The organism is Hydrogenophaga sp. L76 (assembly GCF_057654755.1).
The window spans coordinates 29,600-49,785 of the sequence record NZ_CM172807.1; the positions used below are offsets into that span (position 1 = coordinate 29,600).

The 20,186-nt window shown below is 67.3% G+C and carries 19 protein-coding genes and 1 pseudogene; 12 read left to right on the top strand and 8 right to left on the bottom strand.

All coding sequences use genetic code 11. From position 1 onward, the window contains the following. Window positions 1–6: 6 nt before the first annotated feature. The 5 genes from AC23D4_RS00130 to ntrC all read left to right on the top strand — a co-directional run bounded on the left by AC23D4_RS00130 (window position 7) and on the right by ntrC (window position 5,969). Window positions 7–837 (top strand): competence/damage-inducible protein A, encoded by an 831-nt coding sequence (locus AC23D4_RS00130; RefSeq protein WP_472888903.1) that lies wholly within the window; start codon window positions 7–9, stop codon window positions 835–837. 264 nt (window positions 838–1,101) lie between these two features. Then, window positions 1,102–2,517 carry a type I glutamate--ammonia ligase gene (glnA, locus tag AC23D4_RS00135; protein WP_472888902.1) on the top strand — a complete coding sequence of 472 codons (1,416 nt, stop codon included), beginning with the start codon at window positions 1,102–1,104 and terminating at the stop codon, window positions 2,515–2,517. Window positions 2,518–2,731: 214 nt separating this feature from the next. Further along, complete coding sequence (locus tag AC23D4_RS00140; protein WP_472888901.1) at window positions 2,732–3,268, top strand: hypothetical protein; 537 nt, start codon at window positions 2,732–2,734, stop codon at window positions 3,266–3,268. Window positions 3,269–3,384: 116 nt separating this feature from the next. Continuing rightward, window positions 3,385–4,410 carry a nitrogen regulation protein NR(II) gene (glnL, locus tag AC23D4_RS00145; RefSeq protein ID WP_472888909.1) on the top strand — a complete coding sequence of 342 codons (1,026 nt, stop codon included), beginning with the start codon at window positions 3,385–3,387 and terminating at the stop codon, window positions 4,408–4,410. A gap of 44 nt (window positions 4,411–4,454) precedes the next feature. Next, window positions 4,455–5,969: a nitrogen regulation protein NR(I) gene (gene ntrC, locus AC23D4_RS00150; RefSeq protein WP_472888900.1), complete on the top strand. Its 1,515-nt coding sequence runs from the start codon at window positions 4,455–4,457 to the stop codon at window positions 5,967–5,969. Here the strand turns inward: ntrC and xth are convergent. Beyond that, window positions 5,956–6,720 (bottom strand): exodeoxyribonuclease III, encoded by a 765-nt coding sequence (gene xth, locus AC23D4_RS00155; RefSeq protein WP_472888899.1) that lies wholly within the window; start codon window positions 6,718–6,720, stop codon window positions 5,956–5,958. The two genes, ntrC and xth, sit on opposite strands and share 14 nt — an antisense overlap. A 162-nt stretch (window positions 6,721–6,882) precedes the next feature. Here xth and AC23D4_RS00160 point away from each other — a divergent pair, with 162 nt between their 5' ends. The 5 genes from AC23D4_RS00160 to AC23D4_RS00180 are packed head-to-tail and all read left to right on the top strand — an operon-like array spanning window position 6,883 to window position 11,239. Then, window positions 6,883–7,530, top strand: a complete 648-nt coding sequence (locus tag AC23D4_RS00160) for a thermostable hemolysin (protein WP_472888898.1) — start codon at window positions 6,883–6,885, stop codon at window positions 7,528–7,530. Beyond that, a complete protein-coding gene (locus tag AC23D4_RS00165) occupies window positions 7,527–8,975 on the top strand; it encodes an AMP-binding protein (RefSeq protein ID WP_472888897.1) in 1,449 nt (482 codons plus the stop codon). Before AC23D4_RS00160 ends, AC23D4_RS00165 begins: the two co-directional genes overlap by 4 nt. Window positions 8,976–9,004: 29 nt before the next feature. Next, window positions 9,005–9,697, top strand: coding sequence for an iron-containing redox enzyme family protein (locus tag AC23D4_RS00170; protein WP_472888896.1), 693 nt, complete (start codon window positions 9,005–9,007; stop codon window positions 9,695–9,697). After that, window positions 9,694–10,536 carry an SDR family oxidoreductase gene (locus AC23D4_RS00175; protein WP_472888895.1) on the top strand — a complete coding sequence of 281 codons (843 nt, stop codon included), beginning with the start codon at window positions 9,694–9,696 and terminating at the stop codon, window positions 10,534–10,536. The genes AC23D4_RS00170 and AC23D4_RS00175 overlap by 4 nt, the downstream gene beginning before the upstream one ends. A gap of 16 nt (window positions 10,537–10,552) precedes the next feature. Further along, entirely contained in the window at window positions 10,553–11,239 is a 687-nt protein-coding gene (locus AC23D4_RS00180; protein ID WP_472888894.1) for a tetratricopeptide repeat protein, read from the top strand. A gap of 39 nt (window positions 11,240–11,278) precedes the next feature. On the opposite strand, the pseudogene AC23D4_RS00185 reads toward AC23D4_RS00180, so the two are convergent. The 3 genes and pseudogenes from AC23D4_RS00185 to AC23D4_RS00195 all read right to left on the bottom strand — a co-directional run. Beyond that, window positions 11,279–11,785 (bottom strand): annotated as a pseudogene (locus tag AC23D4_RS00185) (dihydrofolate reductase); the annotation flags it as partial. Next, complete coding sequence (locus AC23D4_RS00190; RefSeq protein WP_472888893.1) at window positions 11,778–12,692, bottom strand: DMT family transporter; 915 nt, start codon at window positions 12,690–12,692, stop codon at window positions 11,778–11,780. The gene AC23D4_RS00190 and the pseudogene AC23D4_RS00185, both read right to left, overlap by 8 nt. A 91-nt stretch (window positions 12,693–12,783) precedes the next feature. Beyond that, window positions 12,784–13,629, bottom strand: coding sequence for a thymidylate synthase (locus AC23D4_RS00195; RefSeq protein WP_472888892.1), 846 nt, complete (start codon window positions 13,627–13,629; stop codon window positions 12,784–12,786). Window positions 13,630–13,765: 136 nt separating this feature from the next. Here AC23D4_RS00195 and AC23D4_RS00200 point away from each other — a divergent pair, with 136 nt between their 5' ends. After that, entirely contained in the window at window positions 13,766–14,386 is a 621-nt protein-coding gene (locus tag AC23D4_RS00200; protein WP_472888891.1) for a glutathione S-transferase family protein, read from the top strand. Between the two features lie 12 nt (window positions 14,387–14,398). Here the strand turns inward: AC23D4_RS00200 and AC23D4_RS00205 are convergent, their stop codons facing one another. The 3 genes from AC23D4_RS00205 to AC23D4_RS00215 are packed head-to-tail and all read right to left on the bottom strand — an operon-like array spanning window position 14,399 to window position 17,501. After that, window positions 14,399–15,559, bottom strand: a complete 1,161-nt coding sequence (locus AC23D4_RS00205; RefSeq protein WP_472888890.1) for an MFS transporter — start codon at window positions 15,557–15,559, stop codon at window positions 14,399–14,401. A gap of 50 nt (window positions 15,560–15,609) precedes the next feature. After that, window positions 15,610–17,034 (bottom strand): FAD-binding oxidoreductase, encoded by a 1,425-nt coding sequence (locus AC23D4_RS00210; RefSeq protein ID WP_472888889.1) that lies wholly within the window; start codon window positions 17,032–17,034, stop codon window positions 15,610–15,612. After that, entirely contained in the window at window positions 17,031–17,501 is a 471-nt protein-coding gene (locus AC23D4_RS00215) for a DUF2069 domain-containing protein (protein ID WP_472888888.1), read from the bottom strand. The genes AC23D4_RS00210 and AC23D4_RS00215 overlap by 4 nt, the downstream gene beginning before the upstream one ends. Before the next feature lie 67 nt (window positions 17,502–17,568). Between AC23D4_RS00215 and AC23D4_RS00220 the strand changes: the two genes are divergently transcribed. After that, window positions 17,569–18,810, top strand: a complete 1,242-nt coding sequence (locus tag AC23D4_RS00220; RefSeq protein WP_472888887.1) for a YihY family inner membrane protein — start codon at window positions 17,569–17,571, stop codon at window positions 18,808–18,810. Window positions 18,811–18,883: 73 nt separating this feature from the next. Here AC23D4_RS00220 and AC23D4_RS00225 read toward each other — a convergent pair whose 3' ends face one another. Further along, complete coding sequence (locus AC23D4_RS00225; RefSeq protein WP_472888886.1) at window positions 18,884–20,170, bottom strand: cytochrome P450; 1,287 nt, start codon at window positions 20,168–20,170, stop codon at window positions 18,884–18,886. Window positions 20,171–20,186 lie beyond the last annotated feature (16 nt).

Genomic DNA, 20,186 nt, shown 5'->3' on the forward strand with positions numbered 1-20,186 from the left:
CCCTTCATGTCTTCGAGCGAACCCGCAGCGCCATCCTTCGGCCTGATCATCATTGGCGACGAAATCCTTTCGGGCAAACGGGCCGACAAACACCTGCCCAAGGTGATCGAACTGCTACAGGCGCGTGGCCTTTCGCTGGCCTGGGCGCGCTGCCTGGGCGACGAGCGTCCGCGCATCACAGCGGCCCTGCGCGAAGCGTTTGCCTCATCCGATGTGGTTTTTTCCTGCGGCGGCATCGGCGCCACGCCCGATGACCACACGCGCCAGTGTGCGGCTGCGGCGCTGGGATGTGATCTGGCCCTGCATCCGCAGGCGCAGGTGCTCATCGAGCAGCGCATGCGCGATCTGGCTCAAGAGCGCGGAGAGGTGTACGACCCGGAGCGCCCCGATAACGTGCACCGCTTCAACATGGGCGTGTTCCCGGTGGGTGCCAGGATCATCGCCAATCCGTACAACAGGATTCCAGGCTTTTCCTGCGATGGTCCGGGCGGGGGCGCGGTGCATTTTTTGCCCGGGTTTCCGGTGATGGCCTGGCCCATGATCGAAGCGGTGCTCGACCAGACCTACGCCCATCTGCACCGCGCTGGTTGCTGGCTGGAGCGGTCGGTGGTGGTCATGGGCGCCATGGAGGCCACGCTCACGCCGTTGATGGAGCAGATCGAGCGGCAGCATCCCGTCAAGGTGTTCAGCCTGCCCAGCGTGGACCACCCGGTTTTTGGCCGCCACATCGAACTCGGGGTGAAAGGGGAGCCCGCGGCGGTAACCGCGGCCTTCAACCAGTTGCTGGCCGGTTTGCGCGCCCACGGCGCCCCATTGGGCCCTGAAATGGTGCGTTGAAGGTTTGCACCTGTTTGGTGCTTTGGCCTTTTGCACCTGTTTGGTGCTTGTTGATGGGGTGCGTGGCGCCGCGTTGTCACCACGGTGTTGGCTGGCGTGATTGAGCATTCAAGGCCATGGCGGATCAGGTGGCCTGCGCCATAATGGCCGGCCGCGTGCGAACCAGGTTTGTGGACCCGTCATCCATGGGTCGAGAAATGGCACAAAAACTGCTTCACACCAGAGTCGTATCTATTTCCACCTACCAAGTAACAGGAGTATTTGATGGCCAAGACCGTCGCAGACGTGATGCAAATGGTGAAAGACAACGAAGTCAAATTCGTCGACTTTCGTTTCACCGACACCCGTGGTGCGCAGCAGCACACCACCGTGCCCGTCTCGCATTTCGACGAGGACAAATTCATTTCGGGTCATGCGTTTGATGGTTCGTCCATCGCGGGCTGGAAGGGCATCGAAGCCTCGGACATGCAGCTGGTTCCCGATCCGAACACGGCCAACATCGATCCTTTCTACGAAGAAACGACCCTGATCCTGACCTGTGACGTGATCGAGCCTGCCGACGGCAAGGCCTACGACCGCGATCCGCGTTCCATCGCCAAGCGCGCCGAGGCCTATCTCAAGTCCACCGGCCTGGGCGACACCGCCTTCTTCGGACCGGAACCCGAGTTTTTCCTGTTCGATGGCGTGCGCTGGAGCACCGCCCCGGGCCACACCTTCTACGAAATCGAAGAGTACGAAGCCCCCTGGAACAAGGGCGCCAAGCTCGAAGGCGGCAACCGCGGCCACCGTCCCACCGTCAAGGGCGGCTACTTCCCCGTGCCCCCGGTCGACAGCACGCAGGACATGCGCGCCGAGATGGCGCTGATCCTCGAATCGCTGGGCATTCCGGTCGAGGTGTTCCACCACGAAGTGGCCGGCGCCGGCCAGAACGAAATCGGCACCCGCTTCAGCACCCTGGTGCAGCGCGCCGACTGGACCATCCTGCAGAAGTACGTGGTTCACAACGTCGCCAACGCCTACGGCAAGACCGCCACCTTCATGCCCAAGCCCTACGCCGGTGACAACGGTTCCGGCATGCACGTGCACCAGTCGGTCTGGAAAGACGGCAAGAACCTGTTCGCTGGCGACGGCTATGCCGGCCTGAGCGAGTTTGCGCTGTACTACATCGGCGGCATCATCAAGCACGCCCGTGCCCTGAACGCCATCACCAATCCCGGTACCAACAGCTACCGCCGTCTGGTGCCGCACTTTGAAGCGCCGGTGAAGCTGGCCTACTCGGCCAAGAACCGCTCGGCCTCGATCCGCATCCCGTACGTTGCGAACCCCAAGGGCCGTCGCGTGGAAGCCCGCTTCCCCGATCCCCTGATGAACCCCTATCTGGGCTTCTCGGCCCTGCTGATGGCCGGTCTGGACGGCGTGGAAAACAAGATCCACCCGGGCGAAGCCGCCACCAAGGATCTGTACCACCTGCCGCCGGAAGAAGACAAGCTGGTGCCGACCGTCTGCCACAGCCTGGACATGGCGCTGGAGTACCTGGACAAGGACCGCGCCTTCCTGACCAAGGGTGGTGTGTTCACCGACTCCATGCTCGACGCCTACATCGAGCTGAAGACGGCCGAAGTCAACCGGGGCCGCATCGAAGTGGCGCCGGTCGAATTCGACATGTACTACAGCCTGTGATCCCTGTCCCGGCTTGACCGGGCGGGTTTTCAGTGGCCCGCGTTCAACGTGGACCCCAAACGGAAGGGACGGCTTTGACCGTCCCTTTTTGCATGGGGAGTGCGGCAATTTCACCACCCGGGCACCCCATCTGGGCACTTTTGTGAGCAATCTGGGTCATACTGAAAAATCAACTGACCAGAGTTCCTGAGACGGAGAAGCCGATTTGCTGAACTTGAATTCCACCCACACGATTCGTGGGCTCGTTGCCTGTCTGGCCGGGCTGTGCCTGGTCCAGGCGCAGGCACAGGAGCGCATCTACCGCTGCGGCAACGAGTACACCAACAATGCCGAGGTGGCCAAGAGCCGGGGCTGCAAGCTCATGGAGGGTGGCAACATCACCATCATCCAGGGTCCCGTGCCACAACGCACGGTCGCGCCCAGTGCGCCACGATCCAGCAGTGCACCGGCGCGCAACGGCAACACCCGCACGGATTCGGCCGAGCAACGCGCTCGCGACAGCGATGCACGTGCCATCCTGGAGACCGAACTCCGCCGCGCGGAAGCGCGTCTGGTTGATGCCAAGAAGGCCTATGCCAATGGCGAGCCGGAAAAAGAAGGCATCGAATCGCGCAACTACCAGCGCTATCTGGACCGGGTTGCCGAGCTCAAGGCGGCCGTTGCGCGTGCCGAGAGCGATGTGACCAGCATCCGCAATGAGCTCAACAGGCACAGCGGGTCCGGGGCGCCGTCCGGTTCTGCCGCAAAATAGGTGGCTTGAAAAAGCCCACCACACTTCCCCTCTCCGCCCGCCTCGAAGCGGCCCCTCCTGCAGAGCACGACACGTTTCCTGCGCTCTTGCCCACGGGCCGGTTTCAATCGCTCGACATGCTGGCCACCCTGGTGGCCGTGGTCGCGGCTGATGGCGTCGTGCTGTACGCGAACACCGCACTGGAAGATGCGCTGGGCATGTCCCGGCGCAGCATCACCGGCTCGCGGTTGCAGGACTGTTTCACCGAGCCCACGCTGCTGCAAAGCGCCCTGAGCGGCGCCCGGGGCAACGAGTTCGCGGCGCTGCGCTACGACACCTGGCTCAAGCGCGCCACCCACGAACCGTTGCCGGTGCACGTGGTGGTGGCGCAGACCGAGGTGCCGGGCGAAGTCATCGTGGAACTGTTGCCGCTGGAGCTGCAAACCCGGCAGGAGCGCGAGGAGCGCCTGATCGATCAGGCGCAGGCCAACAAGGAACTGATCCGCAACCTGGCGCACGAGATCAAGAACCCGCTGGGTGGCATCCGGGGCGCCGCGCAGCTGCTGCAGATGGAGCTCGACTCCAAGGAGCTGATCGAATACACCCAGGTCATCATCCACGAGGCCGACCGCCTGCAGTCGCTGGTGGACCGGCTGCTCGCGCCGCACCGCCGCCCGCACGTGGTGGGTGACGTGAACATCCACGAAGTCTGCGAGCGTGTGCGTTCGCTGATCGTGGCGGAGTTTCCCAGAGGGCTGAAGGTGGTGCGTGACTACGACACCTCCATCCCCGAGTTCCGCGGCGACCGCGAGCAGCTCATCCAGGCGGTGCTCAACATCGCGCACAACGCGGCGCAGGCGCTGGGCGAGCGCATTGCGGCGGGCGATGCGCAGATCACGCTGCGCACGCGCGTCGGCCGGCAAGTGACCTTCGGCAAGCAGCGTTATCGGCTGGCACTGGAATTGCATGTGATCGACAACGGGCCTGGCGTTCCAGACTCGATCAAGGACCGCATCTTTTTCCCGCTGGTGTCGGGACGCGATGGGGGTTCGGGTCTCGGACTCACGCTGGCTCAAACTTTTGTCCAGCAGCACCATGGCCTGATCGAGTGTGAGAGCGTGCCCGGTCACACGGATTTCAAACTGCTGATTCCGTTGCCGTGAAACCGAAACAACAACGCCTCGACTGACGAAGGGAACACGAACACATGAAGCCGATCTGGATAGTGGATGACGATCAATCGATCCGCTTCGTGTTGGAGAAAGCCCTGCTTCGAGAGAACCTGCCCACGCGCAGTTTCACCAACCCGCAGGAAGTGCTCAAGGCCCTGGCCGAAACGCCCGAGAGCGAAGGTCCGCAGATTCTCGTGAGCGACATCCGCATGCCCGGTGGCTCGGGTCTGGATCTGCTGGAAAAGGTCAAGGAAAAACTGCCTGGCCTGCCGGTCATCATCATGACCGCGTTCTCCGATCTGGACAGCGCGGTCTCGGCCTTCCAGGGCGGTGCCTTCGAGTACCTGCCCAAGCCGTTCGATCTGCCCAAGGCGGTGGAGCTGATCCGTCGCGCGGTGGAAGAGAGCCAGCGCGAGGAAGTGGCCGAAGAACGCATGACGGCCGCGCCCGAGATGCTGGGCCAGGCGCCGGCCATGCAGGACGTGTTCCGTGCCATCGGCCGACTGAGCCAGAGCCAGGTGACGGTGCTGATCACGGGCGAGTCGGGTTCGGGCAAGGAACTGGTGGCGCGTGCGCTGCACAAACACTCGCCGCGTTCGGGTGGGCCCTTTGTGGCGATCAACACCGCGGCGATCCCGAAAGACCTGCTGGAGTCCGAACTCTTCGGCCATGAGCGTGGTGCCTTCACCGGTGCGCAGACCATGCGCCGCGGCCGCTTCGAGCAGGCCGATGGCGGCACGCTGTTCCTCGACGAAATCGGCGACATGCCGTTTGACCTGCAGACGCGTTTGCTGCGGGTGCTCTCCGACGGCCATTTCTACCGCGTGGGCGGCCACAGCGCGGTGCGCGCCAATGTGCGGGTGATCGCGGCCACGCACCAGAACCTGGAGCAGCGGGTCAAGGAAGGCGTGTTCCGCGAGGACCTGTTTCACCGCCTCAACGTGATCCGCCTGCGCCTGCCCGCGTTGCGCGAGCGGCGTGAAGACGTGCCCATGCTCACGCGCTTCTTCCTGCAGCAGAGCGCCAAGCAGCTCGGCGTGGAACCCAAGCGCATCTCCGAGGCGGCACTCAAGCTGCTCGGCACTTTTGACTTCCCGGGCAACGTGCGCCAGCTGGAGAACGTGTGCCACTGGCTGACGGTCATGGCGCCCTCGCAGGTGGTTGACCTCAAGGATCTGCCCCCCGAAGTGCTGGCCATGGCGGACACGGCCCCGGTGGACAACGAACCGCCTGCGGTCGCGGCGATGCCGGAATCCGTCGCTTCGGCCTGGACTTCGCCGCTGCCTGCCTCGGTGCCTCCCGTGGCCATGGTGATGCCACCCGCGGAGGGCAGTGTGCCGGCATGGGAGTCGGGATTGCAGGCCGAGGCCCAGGCTTTGCTGGAAGCGGGGCGCACCGATGTGTGGGATGTGCTCACGCACCGTTTTGAAACCTGCCTGATCCAGACGGCGCTGGCGAACACCCGGGGTCGCCGCATCGAAGCGGCCCAGAAGCTGGGCATCGGGCGCAACACCATCACCCGCAAAATTCAAGAACTCAATTTAGAGTGAGCACCACCGGCGCGTGGTCGCTGGGGCGCTCGTTCTTGCGCGGCAGCTTGTCCACCTCACAGGCGGTGGCGCGGGTCTTCAGCGCTTCGCTGACCAGGATGTGGTCAATCCGCATGCCGCGGTTGCGGCGGAACGCAAAATCGCGGTAGTCCCACCAGCTGTAGTTCTTCTCGGGTTGCGGAAACAGGCGCACCGAGTCCGTCAGACCGAGACCGATCAGCGCCTGCAGGTGGGTGCGTTCTTCGGTGGTGCAGTGGATGGTTTCGCGCAGGCCCACCGGGTCCCACACGTCGGCGTCGTCGAAGGTGATGTTGTAGTCGCCCATCAACACCAGTTGCGGATGCGCCGCCAGCTCGGCGCGCAGCCACTCGCGCAGGGCGTCGAGCCAGCGCATCTTGTAGGCGAACTTGTCGCTGCCGGGCTCCTGGCCATTGGGGAAGTAAGCGCAGATCACCCGCACGCCGTCAAACGTGCCACACAACACGCGCGACTGCTCGTCTTGAAAGCCGGGGATGTTCTTGATGACGTCAACGGCGGGCACCTTGCTCAGCAGCGCCACTCCGTTGTAGGTCTTCTGCCCGAACCACTGGGCCTGGTAGCCGATGTCGGTGAAGGCCTGGACGGGGAACTTGTCATCGGTGAGCTTGAGTTCCTGCAGCGCCAGCACGTCCACCGGATGGGCCGCCAGCCAGTCCAGCACCTGGGACAGGCGCACGTTGAGGGAGTTGATGTTCCAGGTGGCGAGTTGCATGGGGGCGGGCAGGTGGAAGAGGAGCCGCCATTCTAGGTTTTGCCGCTCATGCCGGCACGGCCCTCACCGGTTAAGGACCATTTAATGTGGCCCGCCCACCATGCGCCTGAAGTCACCCGGTTCATCTGGAAACCGGGGCTGACACAAGGAGCTTGGATGTTGATGGCCCTGTCCTCTTTTCCGGATGATCGCCTGCCGACCCTGGTCGCGCCAGCGCCCGTACCCCGCCTGACCGTGCACACCGTGGACGATCCGCGGCGTGGCGAAGTCGAAGCCTTCATTGGCCGCGTGTACGCACGCCGGTTTGGCGCCCGGGTGACGGGTTTTGCGCCCACGCTGGTGTGCCTGCGCGATCCGCTGAGCCAGCAGATTGTTGCCGCAGCCGGGTACCGGCGGGCGCACCAGGGCACGCTGTTCCTGCAGCGTTACCTCGACGCGCCGATCGGGCAGTTGCTGGCCGCGCACCAGAGTGGCGCAGCGGTGGCGCCGGAAGGCATTTTTGAAGTGGGTCACCTGGCCGCTGAGCGGCCGGGTGAAGGCCGTCGCCTGATCTTTCTGATGGCGCACCACCTCGCGGTGGAAGGGGCTTCGTGGGTGGTCAGCACGCTGACCGAAGAACTGCGCCACCTGTTCGTGCGCCTGGGTGTCACGCCGCTGGCGCTGGGGCGCGCCGACGCGCAGGCCCTGGGTGATGCGGCTTCCGAGTGGGGCAGCTACTACGAGCACCACCCGGTGGTCCTGGCCGGCCAGGTGCAGCAGGCCTTGCGTCTGCTGGAGCGCCGCCAGCGCAGCGCGGGAGCCGCTTCTTGAACACCGACGCAACCACCATCGCGTTGAACGACGGCCAGCGCAGCATCACGTACGCGGCCATGCACGAGGCCGCGCAAACCTTGGCACATGTGTTGCGGGCCCAGGGCACACGCGTGCTGGCCACGCTGATGGACAACTCGCCCGCCTGGGTGGTGGCCGATCTGGCCGCCGGGCTGGCGGGTGTGGTGCACGTGCCGCTGCCCGCGTTTTTCACGCCAGCGCAGATCGCTCATGCGCTGATGGCCGCGGGCGTGGACAGCCTGCTGACCACCGAAGCCGTGGCCAACCAGTGGGCCCACGCACCGCGCCAGGACTGCACTGTGGCCGGTCAGGCCCTGCAATGCCTGCGCCTGCCCGCGCTGCAACAGACCTTTCCGGCCGGTACGGCCAAGATCACCTTCACTTCAGGCACGACCGGCCAGCCCAAAGGGGTCTGCCTGACCGCGCAGGGCATGCGGCAGGTGGCCGATGGCCTGGTGCAGGCGCTGGAGCCGCTGGGCATCCGCCGCCACCTGTGTGCGTTGCCGTTGGCCGTGCTGCTGGAAAACATCGCGGGTGTGATGGCGCCCCTGGCGCGCGGGGCCGAAATCATCGTGTTGCCCCTGGGCGATCTGGGTCTCACCGGTTCGTCGAGCTTCGATCCGGCCCGCTTCCACGCAGCCGTGCAACAGCACCAGCCGAACAGCCTGATCCTGCTGCCGCAGATGCTGCGGGCCTGGGTCGGCTGGCTCTCCCGCCAGGGGCAGCGAGCGCCGGCCTCGCTGCGCATGGTCGCCGTGGGCGGTGCGGCCGTCGGGGCGCCGCTGATCGAGGCCGCGCACCGGCTGGGCATTCCGGCCTATGAGGGCTATGGACTGTCGGAAGGGGCTTCGGTGCAGACGCTGAACCTGCCCGGTGCCGACCGCCCCGGCAGCGCCGGCAAGCCGCTGCCGCACGCCAGCGTGCGGGTCACCCGCGATGGCGAACTGGAAGTGAGCGGCAGCCTGTTCGCGGGCTACCTGGGTGACCCGAAGGCGCCACCGGACTGGTGGCCCACCGGCGATCTCGGGCACATCGACGCCGACGGCTTTGTGCAGGTGCGTGGACGCCGCAAGAACGTGCTGATCACCGCCTTTGGCCGCAACGTGTCGCCCGAGTGGGTGGAGACCGCCTTGCGCGGCGAAAGCGCGATCGGCCAGGCCGTGGTGCTGGGGGACGGCCAGGCCGCGCTCAGCGCGGTGCTCTGGCCGACGAACCCGGCCATCGCTGACTCGGAGCTGCACGCTGCCGTGCACGTGGCCAACGCCAGCTTGCCCGACTACGCCCGGATCCGCCACTGGGTCCGCGCCGCCGCTGCTTTTTCGGCCGACACCGGCATGGCCACGGCCAACGGACGGCCCCAGCGCGATGCCATTCTGGCCCGCCATGCCGAAGCGCTCGGCCTGCTGGCCGACGCCGCCTTCTGAACCGATCTCCCCCTCTCCGAAAGACCAACATGCCATTTCACGCCGAGCTGCTGAAAGAAACCGAACAGGCCCGCATGGGGCTGCTGTCCGCCCCCATCATCCAGGGCTGCCTGCAGGGCGTGGTGTCCCTGCCGAGCTATGTGGCCTTCCTGACCGAGGCCTACCACCACGTCAAGCACACCGTGCCCCTGCTGCAGGCCTGCAAGGCCGCGCTGCCGGCGCACCACGCCTGGCTCAACGACGCGATGGACGAATACGTCGAAGAAGAACGCGGCCACGAGGAATGGATCCTCGACGACATCCGCGCCTGCGGTGCCGACGCCGAGGCGGTGCGCAACGGTCAGCCAAGCCACGCCACCGAAGTGATGGTGGCCTATGCCTACGACACCATCGCCCGGCGCAATCCGCTGGGCTTCTTCGGCATGGTGCATGTGCTTGAAGGCACCAGCGTGTCGCTGGCCTTGCTGGCGGCCGACAGCATCCAGCAGCCGCTCGGTCTGCCGGATGCGGCCTTCAGCTACCTGCGCTCGCACGGCACGCTGGACCAGGAACACACCGCCCATTTTGCGCTGCTGATGGACCAGATCGAGGACCCGCAGGACCAGCGCGACATCGTGCACGGCGCCCGCGCTTTCTTCCGCCTCTACGGTGACGTCTTCCGCGGCCTGCCGCTGCCCGTGGTCAAGGCCCAGGCAACGGGCAAGCAGGAGGCGCTGGCATGAAGGCATCCAGTGCGCGCGTGGTGCTCACGGGCGCCAGCGGTGGCATCGGTCAGCCCGTGGCGCAGGCGCTGCTGAAGGCGGGTGCTGCCGTGATGCTGGTCGGCCGATCGGCGGCGGGCCTGGCGGTCCAGGCCAGCGAGCTGTCCCAGCTGACCGGTGTGAAGTCGCCCCGCGTTGACTTCCGGGTGGCCGATCTGTCGCGCCCGGAGGACCTGGCGAGCCTGTCGGTGCTGGCATCCGCCTGGGGCTGCAACGTGCTGGTGCACAACGCCGGCCTCGCATCGTTCGGTCGCCTGCAGTCGCTCGATGCCCGCGACATCCAGGCCGTGGTGCAGACCAACCTGATCGCGCCCATGCTGCTGACGCAGGCCATGCTGCCGCACCTGCTCACCCAGCCGAAGGCCCAGGTGATCTGCGTCGGTTCGGTGCTTGGACGCCTGGGTCTGCCCGGCTTCAGTGCCTACAGCGCAAGCAAGTTCGGCCTGCGCGGTTTCGCCGAAGCCTTGCGCCGCGAGCTGCAGGAGACACCGGTGAAGGTGCAGTACCTCGGCCCGCGCAGCACGCGCACCGATTTCAACAACGAGGCGGTGGAGGCCTACAACCAGGCCACCGGCACCGCGATGGACAGCCCGCAGACCGTGGCGGTCGAGTTGCTGGCGCTGCTGGAGAGCGAAGCGGCCGAGCGGTTCGTGGGTTTTCCCGAGTCGCTGGCCGTGCGCCTCAACGGCCTCGCGCCCACCTGGCTCGATGCGGGCTTCAAGCGCAACAGCCGCGCGTTGCCCGCAGCCGCCACCACCGATCGCCCTCCGGTGATCACTCCGCTGAGCTCCCCCATTTGATATGAAGGATCTGAACATGTTTGATACCACCCAACCAACCCTCCGGGTCGGCGCGCTGCGCCGCCGTTTCCTGGGTGCCACGCTGTCGGCCCTGGCCTTGCTGGCGGTGCCGCTGGCGGCCAGCGCCGCCACCGTGGAAGAGTCGGTGCGCGAGCTCCAGCAAGCCTGGGAACAGGTCAACTACAAGACGCCGGCCAAGGAGCGCGAGAAGCGTTTTGAAGCCCTGGCGACCCGGGCGCACCAGGTGAGCGAGAGCTTCGCCGGTCGTGCCGAACCCCTGGTCTGGGAAGGCATCATCCTGAGTTCCTGGGCGGGTGAAAAAGGCGGCCTCGGTGCGCTGCCACTGGTGAAGCAGGCCAAAGGCCTGTACGAGTCGGCGATCCAGATCGATGGTGCCGCGCTCGACGGTTCGGCCTACAACAGCCTGGGCGTGCTGTATTACAAGGTGCCGGGCTGGCCGTTGGGTTTTGGTGACAAGGCCAAGGCGCGCGAGCTGCTGCAGAAGGCGCTGACGATCAACCCCCAGGGCATCGATCCCAACTACTTCTACGCCGATTTCCTGGTGCAGACCGACGAGCCGCAGAAGGCCGTGCCTTACCTTGAAAAGGCGTTGCAGGCGCCCGGTCGCGCCGGCCGCCAGATCGCCGACGATGGCCGCCGTGCCGAGGTCAGCGCGCTGCTGGCCAAGGTCAAGGGCCAGTGAGGTTCCAGGAACTGTGGCCGCAGGTAAGCGGGCTGCGGCGCGCTGGTAGGTCACGAAGCTGAAGGGCAGACCGTTCGCGGCCACCTGGTCTTCGCGCTCGACGGCGGTCCACCCGGGGCCGAGTTCGGGGGCGAACGCGTCGCCTTCGAAGTCCTGCGCGATCTCGGTCACGACCACGCTGGTGGCCAGGGGCAGCGCCTGCGCATAGACCTGCGCGCCACCGATCACCCAGGCGTCGCTGCCGGGCGGGCAGTGGTCGCGTGCGGCTTCCAGCGAGAGGGCGACGGTCGCACCTTCGGCCGCCCAGCCCGTGTCGCGCGTGACCACGATGTTGAGGCGCCCGGGCAGCGGCCGGAACTTCGGCGGCAGCGAATCCCAGGTCTTGCGACCCATGATCACCGGGCAGCCCAGTGTGGTGCGCTTGAAGTGCGCCAGGTCTTCGGGCAAGTGCCAGGGCAGGGCGTTGTCCTTGCCGATCACGCCGTTGGCGGCGCGGGCGTAGATCAGGTGCAAACGGGCAGGCGTTGGGGCGGTGGTGTCAGGCATCCGTCGATTGTGCCGCGGCGGGCCGCCGTCGCAACGCACCCGGTGGCAGCAGCACGCTGGCGATCGCCAGCATCACGAAACCCATCGCCAGCCAGTCCTGCCAGTGCGGCACCTCGCCGATGATGAAGGTGGCGCTCAGCGTGCCCACCAGCGGGATCGCCATCACGCTCATGGCGCTGGTGGCGGGCGGCAGGTCGCGCGCCATGCCGAACCAGATCAGCTGTGCGAAGCCGTAGTTGATCAGCACGCCGTAGGCCAGGCTGACCCACGTCATGGTTGAGAACGTTGCCGGCCGGGGCAGCGGCTCCAGCGACAGCGCCAGCACCCAGACCACGGCGCTGCCGAGCAGCAGCATCCAGACCGTGACCACGAGGGGCGAGAGCGTGAGGTGCGCGCGGCGGAACATCAGCGTGCCCAGCGCCCAGGACACGGCTGCACCCAGCATCCAGGCGATACCCACCGGGCGCCCGGTCAGGCGCTGCAGTTCGTGCCACAGCAGCAGTCCCACGGCGATGAGCGCGCAGACCACCGCGAGCCGCACGCGCGGCGTGATGCGTTCACCGAAGAAGGCCGCACCGATCAGCACGGTGAAGATCGGCATGGTGAAGCCCAGGATCGCCGCACGCCCCGAGGCCAGCTCCTGCACGCCGAAGATCGACAGCGTGTGCCAGCCCAGCACGTTGGGCAGTCCGAGCCAGACGATGGCCCACCATTCACGTCCGGCCGGGCGCATGCGCTCGCCCTGGGCCGCCACGTAGACGAACAACCAGGCCGCGCCCAGCAGCATGGTGCTGGCGCGGAAATACAGCGGCGAGAGCTGCTGCAGCGAGAGCTTCATCATGGGCCAGTTGACGCCCCACATGAGCGTGAGGGCCAGCAGCGCCCAGAGCTGGCGGCGGGAGATCACGGGGCCGAGCCGGCGCCGGGCCGCCCCAAGCCGGCGAGCGCCCCCTCGGGGGGCAGCGCCCACACGAAGTGGGAAAGCGTGGGGGTCATTCCTAAACTGCCACCGGGGCTTTGATCGCCGGGTGGCACTCGTAGCCCTGCACCTCGAAGTCTTCGTACTGGTAGTCGAAGATCGAGTCGGGGCGGCGCTTGATGTTCAGCGTCGGGTAGGCGAAGGGCGCGCGGCCCAGTTGCAGGGCCACCTGCTCGTGGTGGTTGTCGTAGATGTGGCAGTCGCCGCCGGTCCAGATGAACTCGCCCACGTCGAGATCACACTGCTGCGCCACCATGTGGGTGAGCAGCGCGTAGCTGGCGATGTTGAAGGGCACGCCGAGAAAAATGTCGGCGCTGCGCTGGTAGAGCTGGCAGCTGAGCCTGCCGCGTTCGCCCGGGTTCTGGGGTGGCGCCACGTAGAACTGGAAGAACGCGTGGCAGGGCATGAGCGCCATCTTCGAGAGCTCGGCCACGTTCCAGGCGCTCACGATGATGCGGCGCGAATCGGGGTTGGTCTTCAAGGTGTTGATCACGTCGGTGATCTGGTCGATGTGGCCGCCGTCGGGCGTGGGCCAGCTGCGCCACTGCACGCCGTAGACCGGGCCGAGGTCGCCGTCGGCGCGCGCCCACTCGTCCCAGATCGTGCAGCCGCGCTCTTGTAGCCATTTCACGTTGCTGTCGCCGCGCAGGAACCACAGCAGCTCGACGATGATGGCCTTCAGGAACACCTTCTTGGTGGTCACCAGAGGAAAGCCTTCGTTGAGGTCGAAGCGCATCTGGTGGCCGAAGACGCTCTTGGTGCCGGTGCCGGTGCGGTCGCCTTTGTCCACGCCGTTCTCAAAGACGTGGCGCATGAAATCTTCGTATTGCGAGCGCACGGGGCGCTGGGGGCGGTGGTCGGTCATGGGGCAACTTCGATGGGCAACGGGTGGGCCAGACCCGGATTGTGCCCGCTCTGCACCGTCCCCTGCGCCAGGGTGGACCGACACCCGCCAGCCGACTACGATGCGGCCTCGTTGTACGCCGACAGGAGACCCCGCCATGCCTTCACTCACGCTCTACACCAACCCCCAGTCCCGTGGCCGCATCGCGCACTGGATGATGGAAGAACTGGGTGAACCCTACGAGACCGTCTGGCTCGACTACGGCAGCACCATGAAAGCGCCGGCGTATTTGGCGGTCAACCCCATGGGCAAGGTGCCGGCACTGCGCCACGGCGATGCGGTGGTGACCGAGGCCGCGGCCATCTGCGCCTACCTGGGCGACCGGTTCCCGGAAAAAGGCCTGATCCCGCCGCCCGGTTCACCGGCCCGGGCCGACTTCTTCCGCTGGCTGTTCTTCGCCGCCGGGCCGCTGGAGCAGGCCACCGTGGCGCGCTCGTTCGGCTGGGAGGTGCCAGCGGGCCGCAGCGCCATGGTGGGCTTTGGCAGTTACGCCGACACGATGAATGCGCTGGAGCTCGGGCTGTCGAAGGGACCGTATGTGTGCGGTGAACAGTTCACCGCGGCCGATGTTTACGTCGGGTCGAGCGTGGTCTGGGGCCTGATGTTCGGCACCATCGAGAAGCGGCCGGTGTTCGAGACCTACGCCGCTCGGGTGCAGGCGCGGCCGGCTTCGTTGCGCGCGTTCCAGCTCAACGAGGCGCGCCTGAAAGCCGCTTGATACCGCGGCGGTTCAGGTCAGCCGGTCGAGTGCGCGCGTCGCCCACAGCAGGGCGATCAGCAGCAGCATCACCATCGGCATCACCGCGCCGAGCCCGACCCAGGTGGCCAGCAGGCCAAATCCGGCCGGGATGACCGAGCCGCCCGCGTAGGCGGCCATCATCTGCCGGCCGATCACGGTGCGCGCCACCTCCGCCGGGAAGCGCCGCGCGGCTTCGTGCATCAGCGAAGGAAACAGGGGTGCGCAGCCCAGACCCATCAGCACCAGACCGGCCAGCGACATCAGCGCCGGCAGGCCGGGCAGAGCGAACAAGGCAGCGCCCGCCAATGCCAGCGTGACCCCCAGGCGCACCAGCCGCCGGTTGCCCAGGCGTTCCGAAACCAGGCCCACGCCGAAACGCCCCGCAGTGATGGAGCCGAAATACAGCGAGACCCAGAAGCCCGCCTGCGCCAGGCTGATGCCCCGGTCGTTCACCAGGATGCTGGCGGCCCACAGGCCGGTGCCCATCTCGGCCGCCACGTAGAACATGAAACACAGCGGCGCCAGCCACAGGGCGCGGTGCGCGACCGGTTTGAACACCACGGGCGGCTCGCCAGTCGCAGCGGGGTCCGTCGGCTGGCTACGCTCGCGCCGCCAGAGCGACAGCGTGGCCCAGAGCAGCGCGGCCAGGGTGAGCTGGGCCAGCCCGAGGGCGAGGATGCCGCGTGTCCAGCCGCCCGGACTGGCCAGCGCCAGGCCCATCACGGCCGGGCCGGTGGTGGCCCCCACGCCCCAGAAGCCGTGCAGCCAGTTCATGTGGCGCGACGAGTAGTGAGCCGCGACGAAATGGTTCAGGCTGGCATCCACCGCGCCGCCGCCCGCGCCCAGCGGAATGGCCAGCAGCACCAGCCAGGCAAACGAAGGCGCGACGGAGAAACCCACCAGGGCCAGCGCGGTCATCAGGCAACTGGCCGCGACCACCACACCGGTGCCCACCCGTGCGACGATGCGCCCGGCGAAGCCCGCGCTGAGCGCGGCGCACACCGTCATGGTGAGGGTCAGCACGCCCAGGGCCGCCAGGGGCTGGTCCATGTCCGCGCGCATCGCCGGCCAGATCACGCCCATGACGGCGTCGGGCAGCCCCAGGCTGACGAACGACACGTAGACGATGGCGAGCAGGAGCAGGTGGGCCAAGCGGCGGATCCCCCGGTGTGCAAAGAGGCCGGCGTGACCCGGTGCCAGGGTCAGCGCGGCAGCACGCGACCGGGGTTCAGCAGGTTCTGCGGGTCCAGCGCCTGCTTGATGGAACGCATCAGGGCCAGCGCGACCGGGTCCTTGTAGTGCGGCAGCTTGTCGGCCTTGAGGCTGCCCACGCCGTGTTCGGCGCTGATGGAACCGTCGAAGCGCGCGACTGCGTCGAACACCAGAGTGTTCACGCGCGCCTCCTGATCACGCAGGAAGGCCTTGGGATCGCCATCGGCGGGGGCCTGCACGTTGTAGTGCAGGTTGCCGTCACCCAGGTGGCCGAAGTTGACCAGGCGCACGCCGGGAATCTCGCGCTCCAGAAGGGCGTCGGTCTCGGCGCAAAAGGCCGGGATGCGCGAGACCGGGATGCTGATGTCGTGTTTGATGTTCAGGCCTTCTTCGGACTGCGCCAGCGGGATGCTCTCGCGGATGTGCCAGAGCGCGTGGGCCTGCTGCAGGCTCTCGGCCACCACGGCGTCGCTCACCACACCGTTTTCAAACGCGGTTTCCAGCAGGCGCTCGAACTGCGCACGCGCGTGTTCTTCGGACTCGCTGTCGCTGTTTTCCAGCAGAACGCAATAGGGTGAGTCTTCCCACAGCGGCACGCGCTGCTGCGGAAAGTGTTTGGCCACCAGGCTCAGCGCGAACTGGCCCATGACCTCGAAGCCGGTCAGGCCCGCACCCAGGTGCTGGTGCGCCAGGCCCAGCAGGGCCACCGCATCGTCCAGGCTGGGCACGGCGGCCCAGGCGGTGAGCTGCGCGGCGGGCAGCGGGTAGAGCTTCATGGTGGCCGCGGTGATGACGCCGAGCGTGCCCTCGCTGCCGACGAAGAGGTCGCGCAGGTCATAGCCGGTGTTGTCCTTGCGCAGGCCGGTCAGACCGTGCCACACGGCGCCCTGCGCGGTGACCACTTCCAGGCCCAGGCAGAGATCGCGCGCGTTACCGTAGCGCACCACCTGCGTGCCGCCGGCGTTGGTGGCGAGGTTGCCGCCGATGGTGCAACTGCCTTCGGCCGCGAGGCTCAGGGGAAACAGAAAACCGGCTTTCTCGGCGGCTTCCTGCAGCGTCTGCAGCACGCAACCGGCATCGACCGTCATGGTGAGGTTGGCGCCGTCGATGGCGCGCACGCGGTTCATGCGCGTGAGCGACAGCACGACCTGCTTGCCGCTGTCATCGGGCACCGAGCCCACCACCAGGCCGGTGTTGCCGCCCTGCGGCACGATGGACGCACCGGCCGCTGCACAGGCCTTCACCACCGCAGCCACTTCGGCGGTGGTCCCGGGGCGCACCACGGCCAGCGCACGGCCGCGGGCGCGCTGGCGCCAGTCGTTTTCCCAGGCGCTCAAGTCGGTGGTCGGGTCGTCGTGCGTGAGCACGTGGGGCGCGCCGACGATGGCCCGCAGTGGGTCAAGCAGCGCGTTCATGGGCGGGGGGTGGTGTTGACGGGATCGGCCGCGGCGCCGGTGGCGGCGGCGTGGTGGGCCTTGTCGGCGGCCACGGCCTCCTCACCGGCGGCGCGCTGGCGGATGCGCACGTGCAGCGCACAGGCCACGAACAGCAGCACGCACAGCAGCACCTCGATGCTCGCCAGCACGGCGGAAAGGCCGCTGTCGCTGGTGGCGCGCACCGCGCCTTCGGTGAAATACACCCACACCAGCAGGCTGAGCCAGCGGTAGGTGTACATGCGGTTTTTCAGCAGCCCGGCCAGCGGCAGCGTCAGCGGCAACACCTTGAGCACCAGCCAGGAGCCACCCGGGCGCAGCGGTGCGAGCCAGAGTTCCCAGGCCAGGCCCAGCACGATCAGGCCCAGCAGGCTGCCCACGGCGAGCCAGCGGGTGAACGAGACGGCGGGCGAGGCGGGCGACGAAGGGGTGTGCAGGGCGGCGGGCATGGAGGGGGAAAGTTGGCGGGCAGCGGCACCGGAGGTGCGCCCGTGGACAATCTGGGATGATACCGGGATGACCCTGAATCAGCGCCTGCGGGCGATGGAAACCATTCTGCGCGAACTGTGGGAAGACACGCTGAAGTTCCCCTGGCGCAACACCGCCATCACGCTGCGCGAGCGTTTCCGCGAAGACCGCCTGGGCGTCACCGCCAGCAGCCTGACGTTCACCACCACCATCTCGCTGGTGCCGCTGTTCACCGTGGCGCTGGCGATCTTCAGCGCCTTTCCGATGTTTGCCCGCATGCAGGTCACGCTGCAGGGCTGGCTGGTCAAGAGCCTGATCCCGGAAAACATCGCCCGGCAGGTGCTGAGTTCGCTCAACCAGTTTGCCGCCAAGGCCGGCCAGATGGGCTGGGCGGGCGCACTGGTGCTGCTGGTGACCGCCCTGGCGCTGATCCTCACCATCGACCGCAAGCTCAACGACATCTGGCGCGTGCGCCAGGCGCGTCCGCTGACGCAGCGCATCCTGGTCTACTGGGCGGTGCTCACGCTGGGGCCCCTGCTGCTCGCGGTCAGCCTCACCGTCACCTCCTACGCCCTGACCGCTTCGAGCGGCATGGTTTCGGCGCTGCCGGGTGCCGTGCGCCTGTTGCTGGACACGGTGCAGTTTGCGATCGTGGTGGGCGGCATGGGCGCGCTCTACCGCTACGTGCCGAACACCCACGTTCGCTGGAGCCATGCGCTGATCGGTGGTCTCTTCGTGGCCAGTGGCCTGGAGTTGGCCAAGAAAGCGCTGGGCTGGTACCTGACGCAGGTACCGACCTATTCCGTGGTCTACGGCACCTTCGCTACCGTGCCCATCCTGCTGGTGTGGTTCTACGTCGCCTGGGTGATCATCCTGCTGGGCGCTGTGGTGTCGGCCTACCTGCCCAGCCTGATGGCGGGCATTGCGCGGCGCGGTGACAGCCCCGGCTGGAGCTTCCAGCTGGCGCTGGAGTTGCTGGAGCAACTGCACCTGGCGCGGGGCGCGGCGCAGAAAGGCCAGAGCCTCGCCGCCCTGGCCCACACGCTGCGCGTGGAAGCCCTGCAGCTCGAAGAGCCGGTGGCGGCCCTCGTGGCACTGGACTGGCTGGGGCGGCTCGACGAAGACGACGAGCGCTACGTGCTGCTGATCGACCCGGCGCAGACCCCTTTGGCACCGCTGGCCGAGCGGCTGCTGCTGCCCAACTCGCCCGGCACCGAAGCCTTCTGGGCCGCGAGCAGCCTGAAGGCCATGACGGTGACGCAGGCGCTGACGGCGCCGTCGGTGCCCTGAGCCAACCGGTGGCCACGGTTGCGGCGTCGGGCATCGCCAGCGGGTGCCACCCCGGGCGCGGGAGTCCAGGAGATCAGCCGATCTTGAACGGCGCGTTCAGAAAACCGCGAAAGCGCGCCCGCCCGCCGCGTGTGGGCGCCGCGCTCAGCTGGTAGTCCGGGAAGCGCTGCAGAAAGCGGCCGATGGCGATGCGGCCTTCGAGCCGCGCCAGGCTCAGGCCCGCGCACTGGTGGATGCCGAAGCCGAAAGCCAGGTGTTTGTTGGTGGCGCGCCGCAGGTCCAGCGTTTCGGGGTCGGGGAACTGCGCCGGATCGCGGTTGGCCGCGCCGATGCACAGCGTGACCAGCGCGCCCTCGGGCAGGTCCACACCACCGACCTGCGTGGCTTTCAGGACGCGCCGGTTGCCGAGCTGGTTGGAAGACTCGAAACGCAGGCACTCGTCCACCGCCAGCGTGAGCACCTGTTCCTGCGCGGCGGCATCTCTGGCCGTGGCCTGCAGATCGGTCAGCAGCCCGGCCTTGGCAGCGGGAAACTCTTCGAGCAGGATCAGGCCGTTGCCGATCAGGTTGGTGGTGGTCTCGTGGCCGGCGTTGAGCAGGAAGATGCAGTTCTGCAGCAACTCGACCTCGCTGAGTTTTTCGCCGTCGACCTCGCCCTGGATCAGCCGCGTGAGCACGTCGCGCTCCGGGTCGCCGGGGCGCTGGCGGCGCTCGGCCACCAGCGAGCGCAGATAGTCCAGCATCTCGGTCACGCTGCGGTTGCCCAGCGCGTGCTGTTCGGGCGTCACCACCGGTTCCAGCGCGCCCAGGATGGCGAGCGACCAGTTGCGCAGCGGGTCGCGGTCTTGGTGCGGCACGCCCAGCAGGTTGCCGATGATCTCGACGGGAATGGCCGAGGCGAAGTCTTCGATCAGGTCGCCGCCGCCCTGTGCGGCGATGCGATCGAGCAGGCTGTCCACCAGCGCCACCAGACCGGGCTCCATGTCGGCGATGGCGCGGCGGGTGAGGGCGCCCATGATGAGCTTGCGCACGCGGGTGTGCAGCGGCGGGTCGTTGAACACCAGGCTGGTGGTGTGGTGCTCGAACAGCGGCGAGTCCGCGCCGTACTTGGGCGCGAACTCCACGTGTTTGTCCGAACTGAAGGTGGCCGCGTCGCGGTACACCGCCACCAGGTCGGCATGGCGGGTGAGGAACACCGAGCCGTCGGGCATGTGGCGCACCGGTTCGTGCTCGCGCAGGGCGGCGTACACCGGGTAGGGGTTGGTCAGGAAGTCGGCGGGCAGGGCGCGCAGGTCGAAGGCGTTGGCGATCTCGTGCGCCCGCGCGGCGCTCATGGGTGGGGTGATCGGGTCTTTCAGCATGGTGCGGCCATTGTGG

Coding starts and splice junctions, on each gene's coding strand:
- AC23D4_RS00130 (WP_472888903.1), top strand. CDS start 7: ATGTCTTCGAGCGAACCCGCAGCGCCATCCTTCGGCCTGATCATCATT.
- glnA (WP_472888902.1), top strand. CDS start 1,102: ATGGCCAAGACCGTCGCAGACGTGATGCAAATGGTGAAAGACAACGAA.
- glnL (WP_472888909.1), top strand. CDS start 3,385: ATGCTGGCCACCCTGGTGGCCGTGGTCGCGGCTGATGGCGTCGTGCTG.
- ntrC (WP_472888900.1), top strand. CDS start 4,455: ATGAAGCCGATCTGGATAGTGGATGACGATCAATCGATCCGCTTCGTG.
- xth (WP_472888899.1), bottom strand. CDS start 6,720: ATGCAACTCGCCACCTGGAACATCAACTCCCTCAACGTGCGCCTGTCC.
- AC23D4_RS00160 (WP_472888898.1), top strand. CDS start 6,883: ATGGCCCTGTCCTCTTTTCCGGATGATCGCCTGCCGACCCTGGTCGCG.
- AC23D4_RS00170 (WP_472888896.1), top strand. CDS start 9,005: ATGCCATTTCACGCCGAGCTGCTGAAAGAAACCGAACAGGCCCGCATG.
- AC23D4_RS00175 (WP_472888895.1), top strand. CDS start 9,694: ATGAAGGCATCCAGTGCGCGCGTGGTGCTCACGGGCGCCAGCGGTGGC.
- AC23D4_RS00180 (WP_472888894.1), top strand. CDS start 10,553: ATGTTTGATACCACCCAACCAACCCTCCGGGTCGGCGCGCTGCGCCGC.
- AC23D4_RS00195 (WP_472888892.1), bottom strand. CDS start 13,629: ATGACCGACCACCGCCCCCAGCGCCCCGTGCGCTCGCAATACGAAGAT.
- AC23D4_RS00200 (WP_472888891.1), top strand. CDS start 13,766: ATGCCTTCACTCACGCTCTACACCAACCCCCAGTCCCGTGGCCGCATC.
- AC23D4_RS00210 (WP_472888889.1), bottom strand. CDS start 17,034: ATGAACGCGCTGCTTGACCCACTGCGGGCCATCGTCGGCGCGCCCCAC.
- AC23D4_RS00215 (WP_472888888.1), bottom strand. CDS start 17,501: ATGCCCGCCGCCCTGCACACCCCTTCGTCGCCCGCCTCGCCCGCCGTC.
- AC23D4_RS00220 (WP_472888887.1), top strand. CDS start 17,569: ATGACCCTGAATCAGCGCCTGCGGGCGATGGAAACCATTCTGCGCGAA.
- AC23D4_RS00225 (WP_472888886.1), bottom strand. CDS start 20,170: ATGCTGAAAGACCCGATCACCCCACCCATGAGCGCCGCGCGGGCGCAC.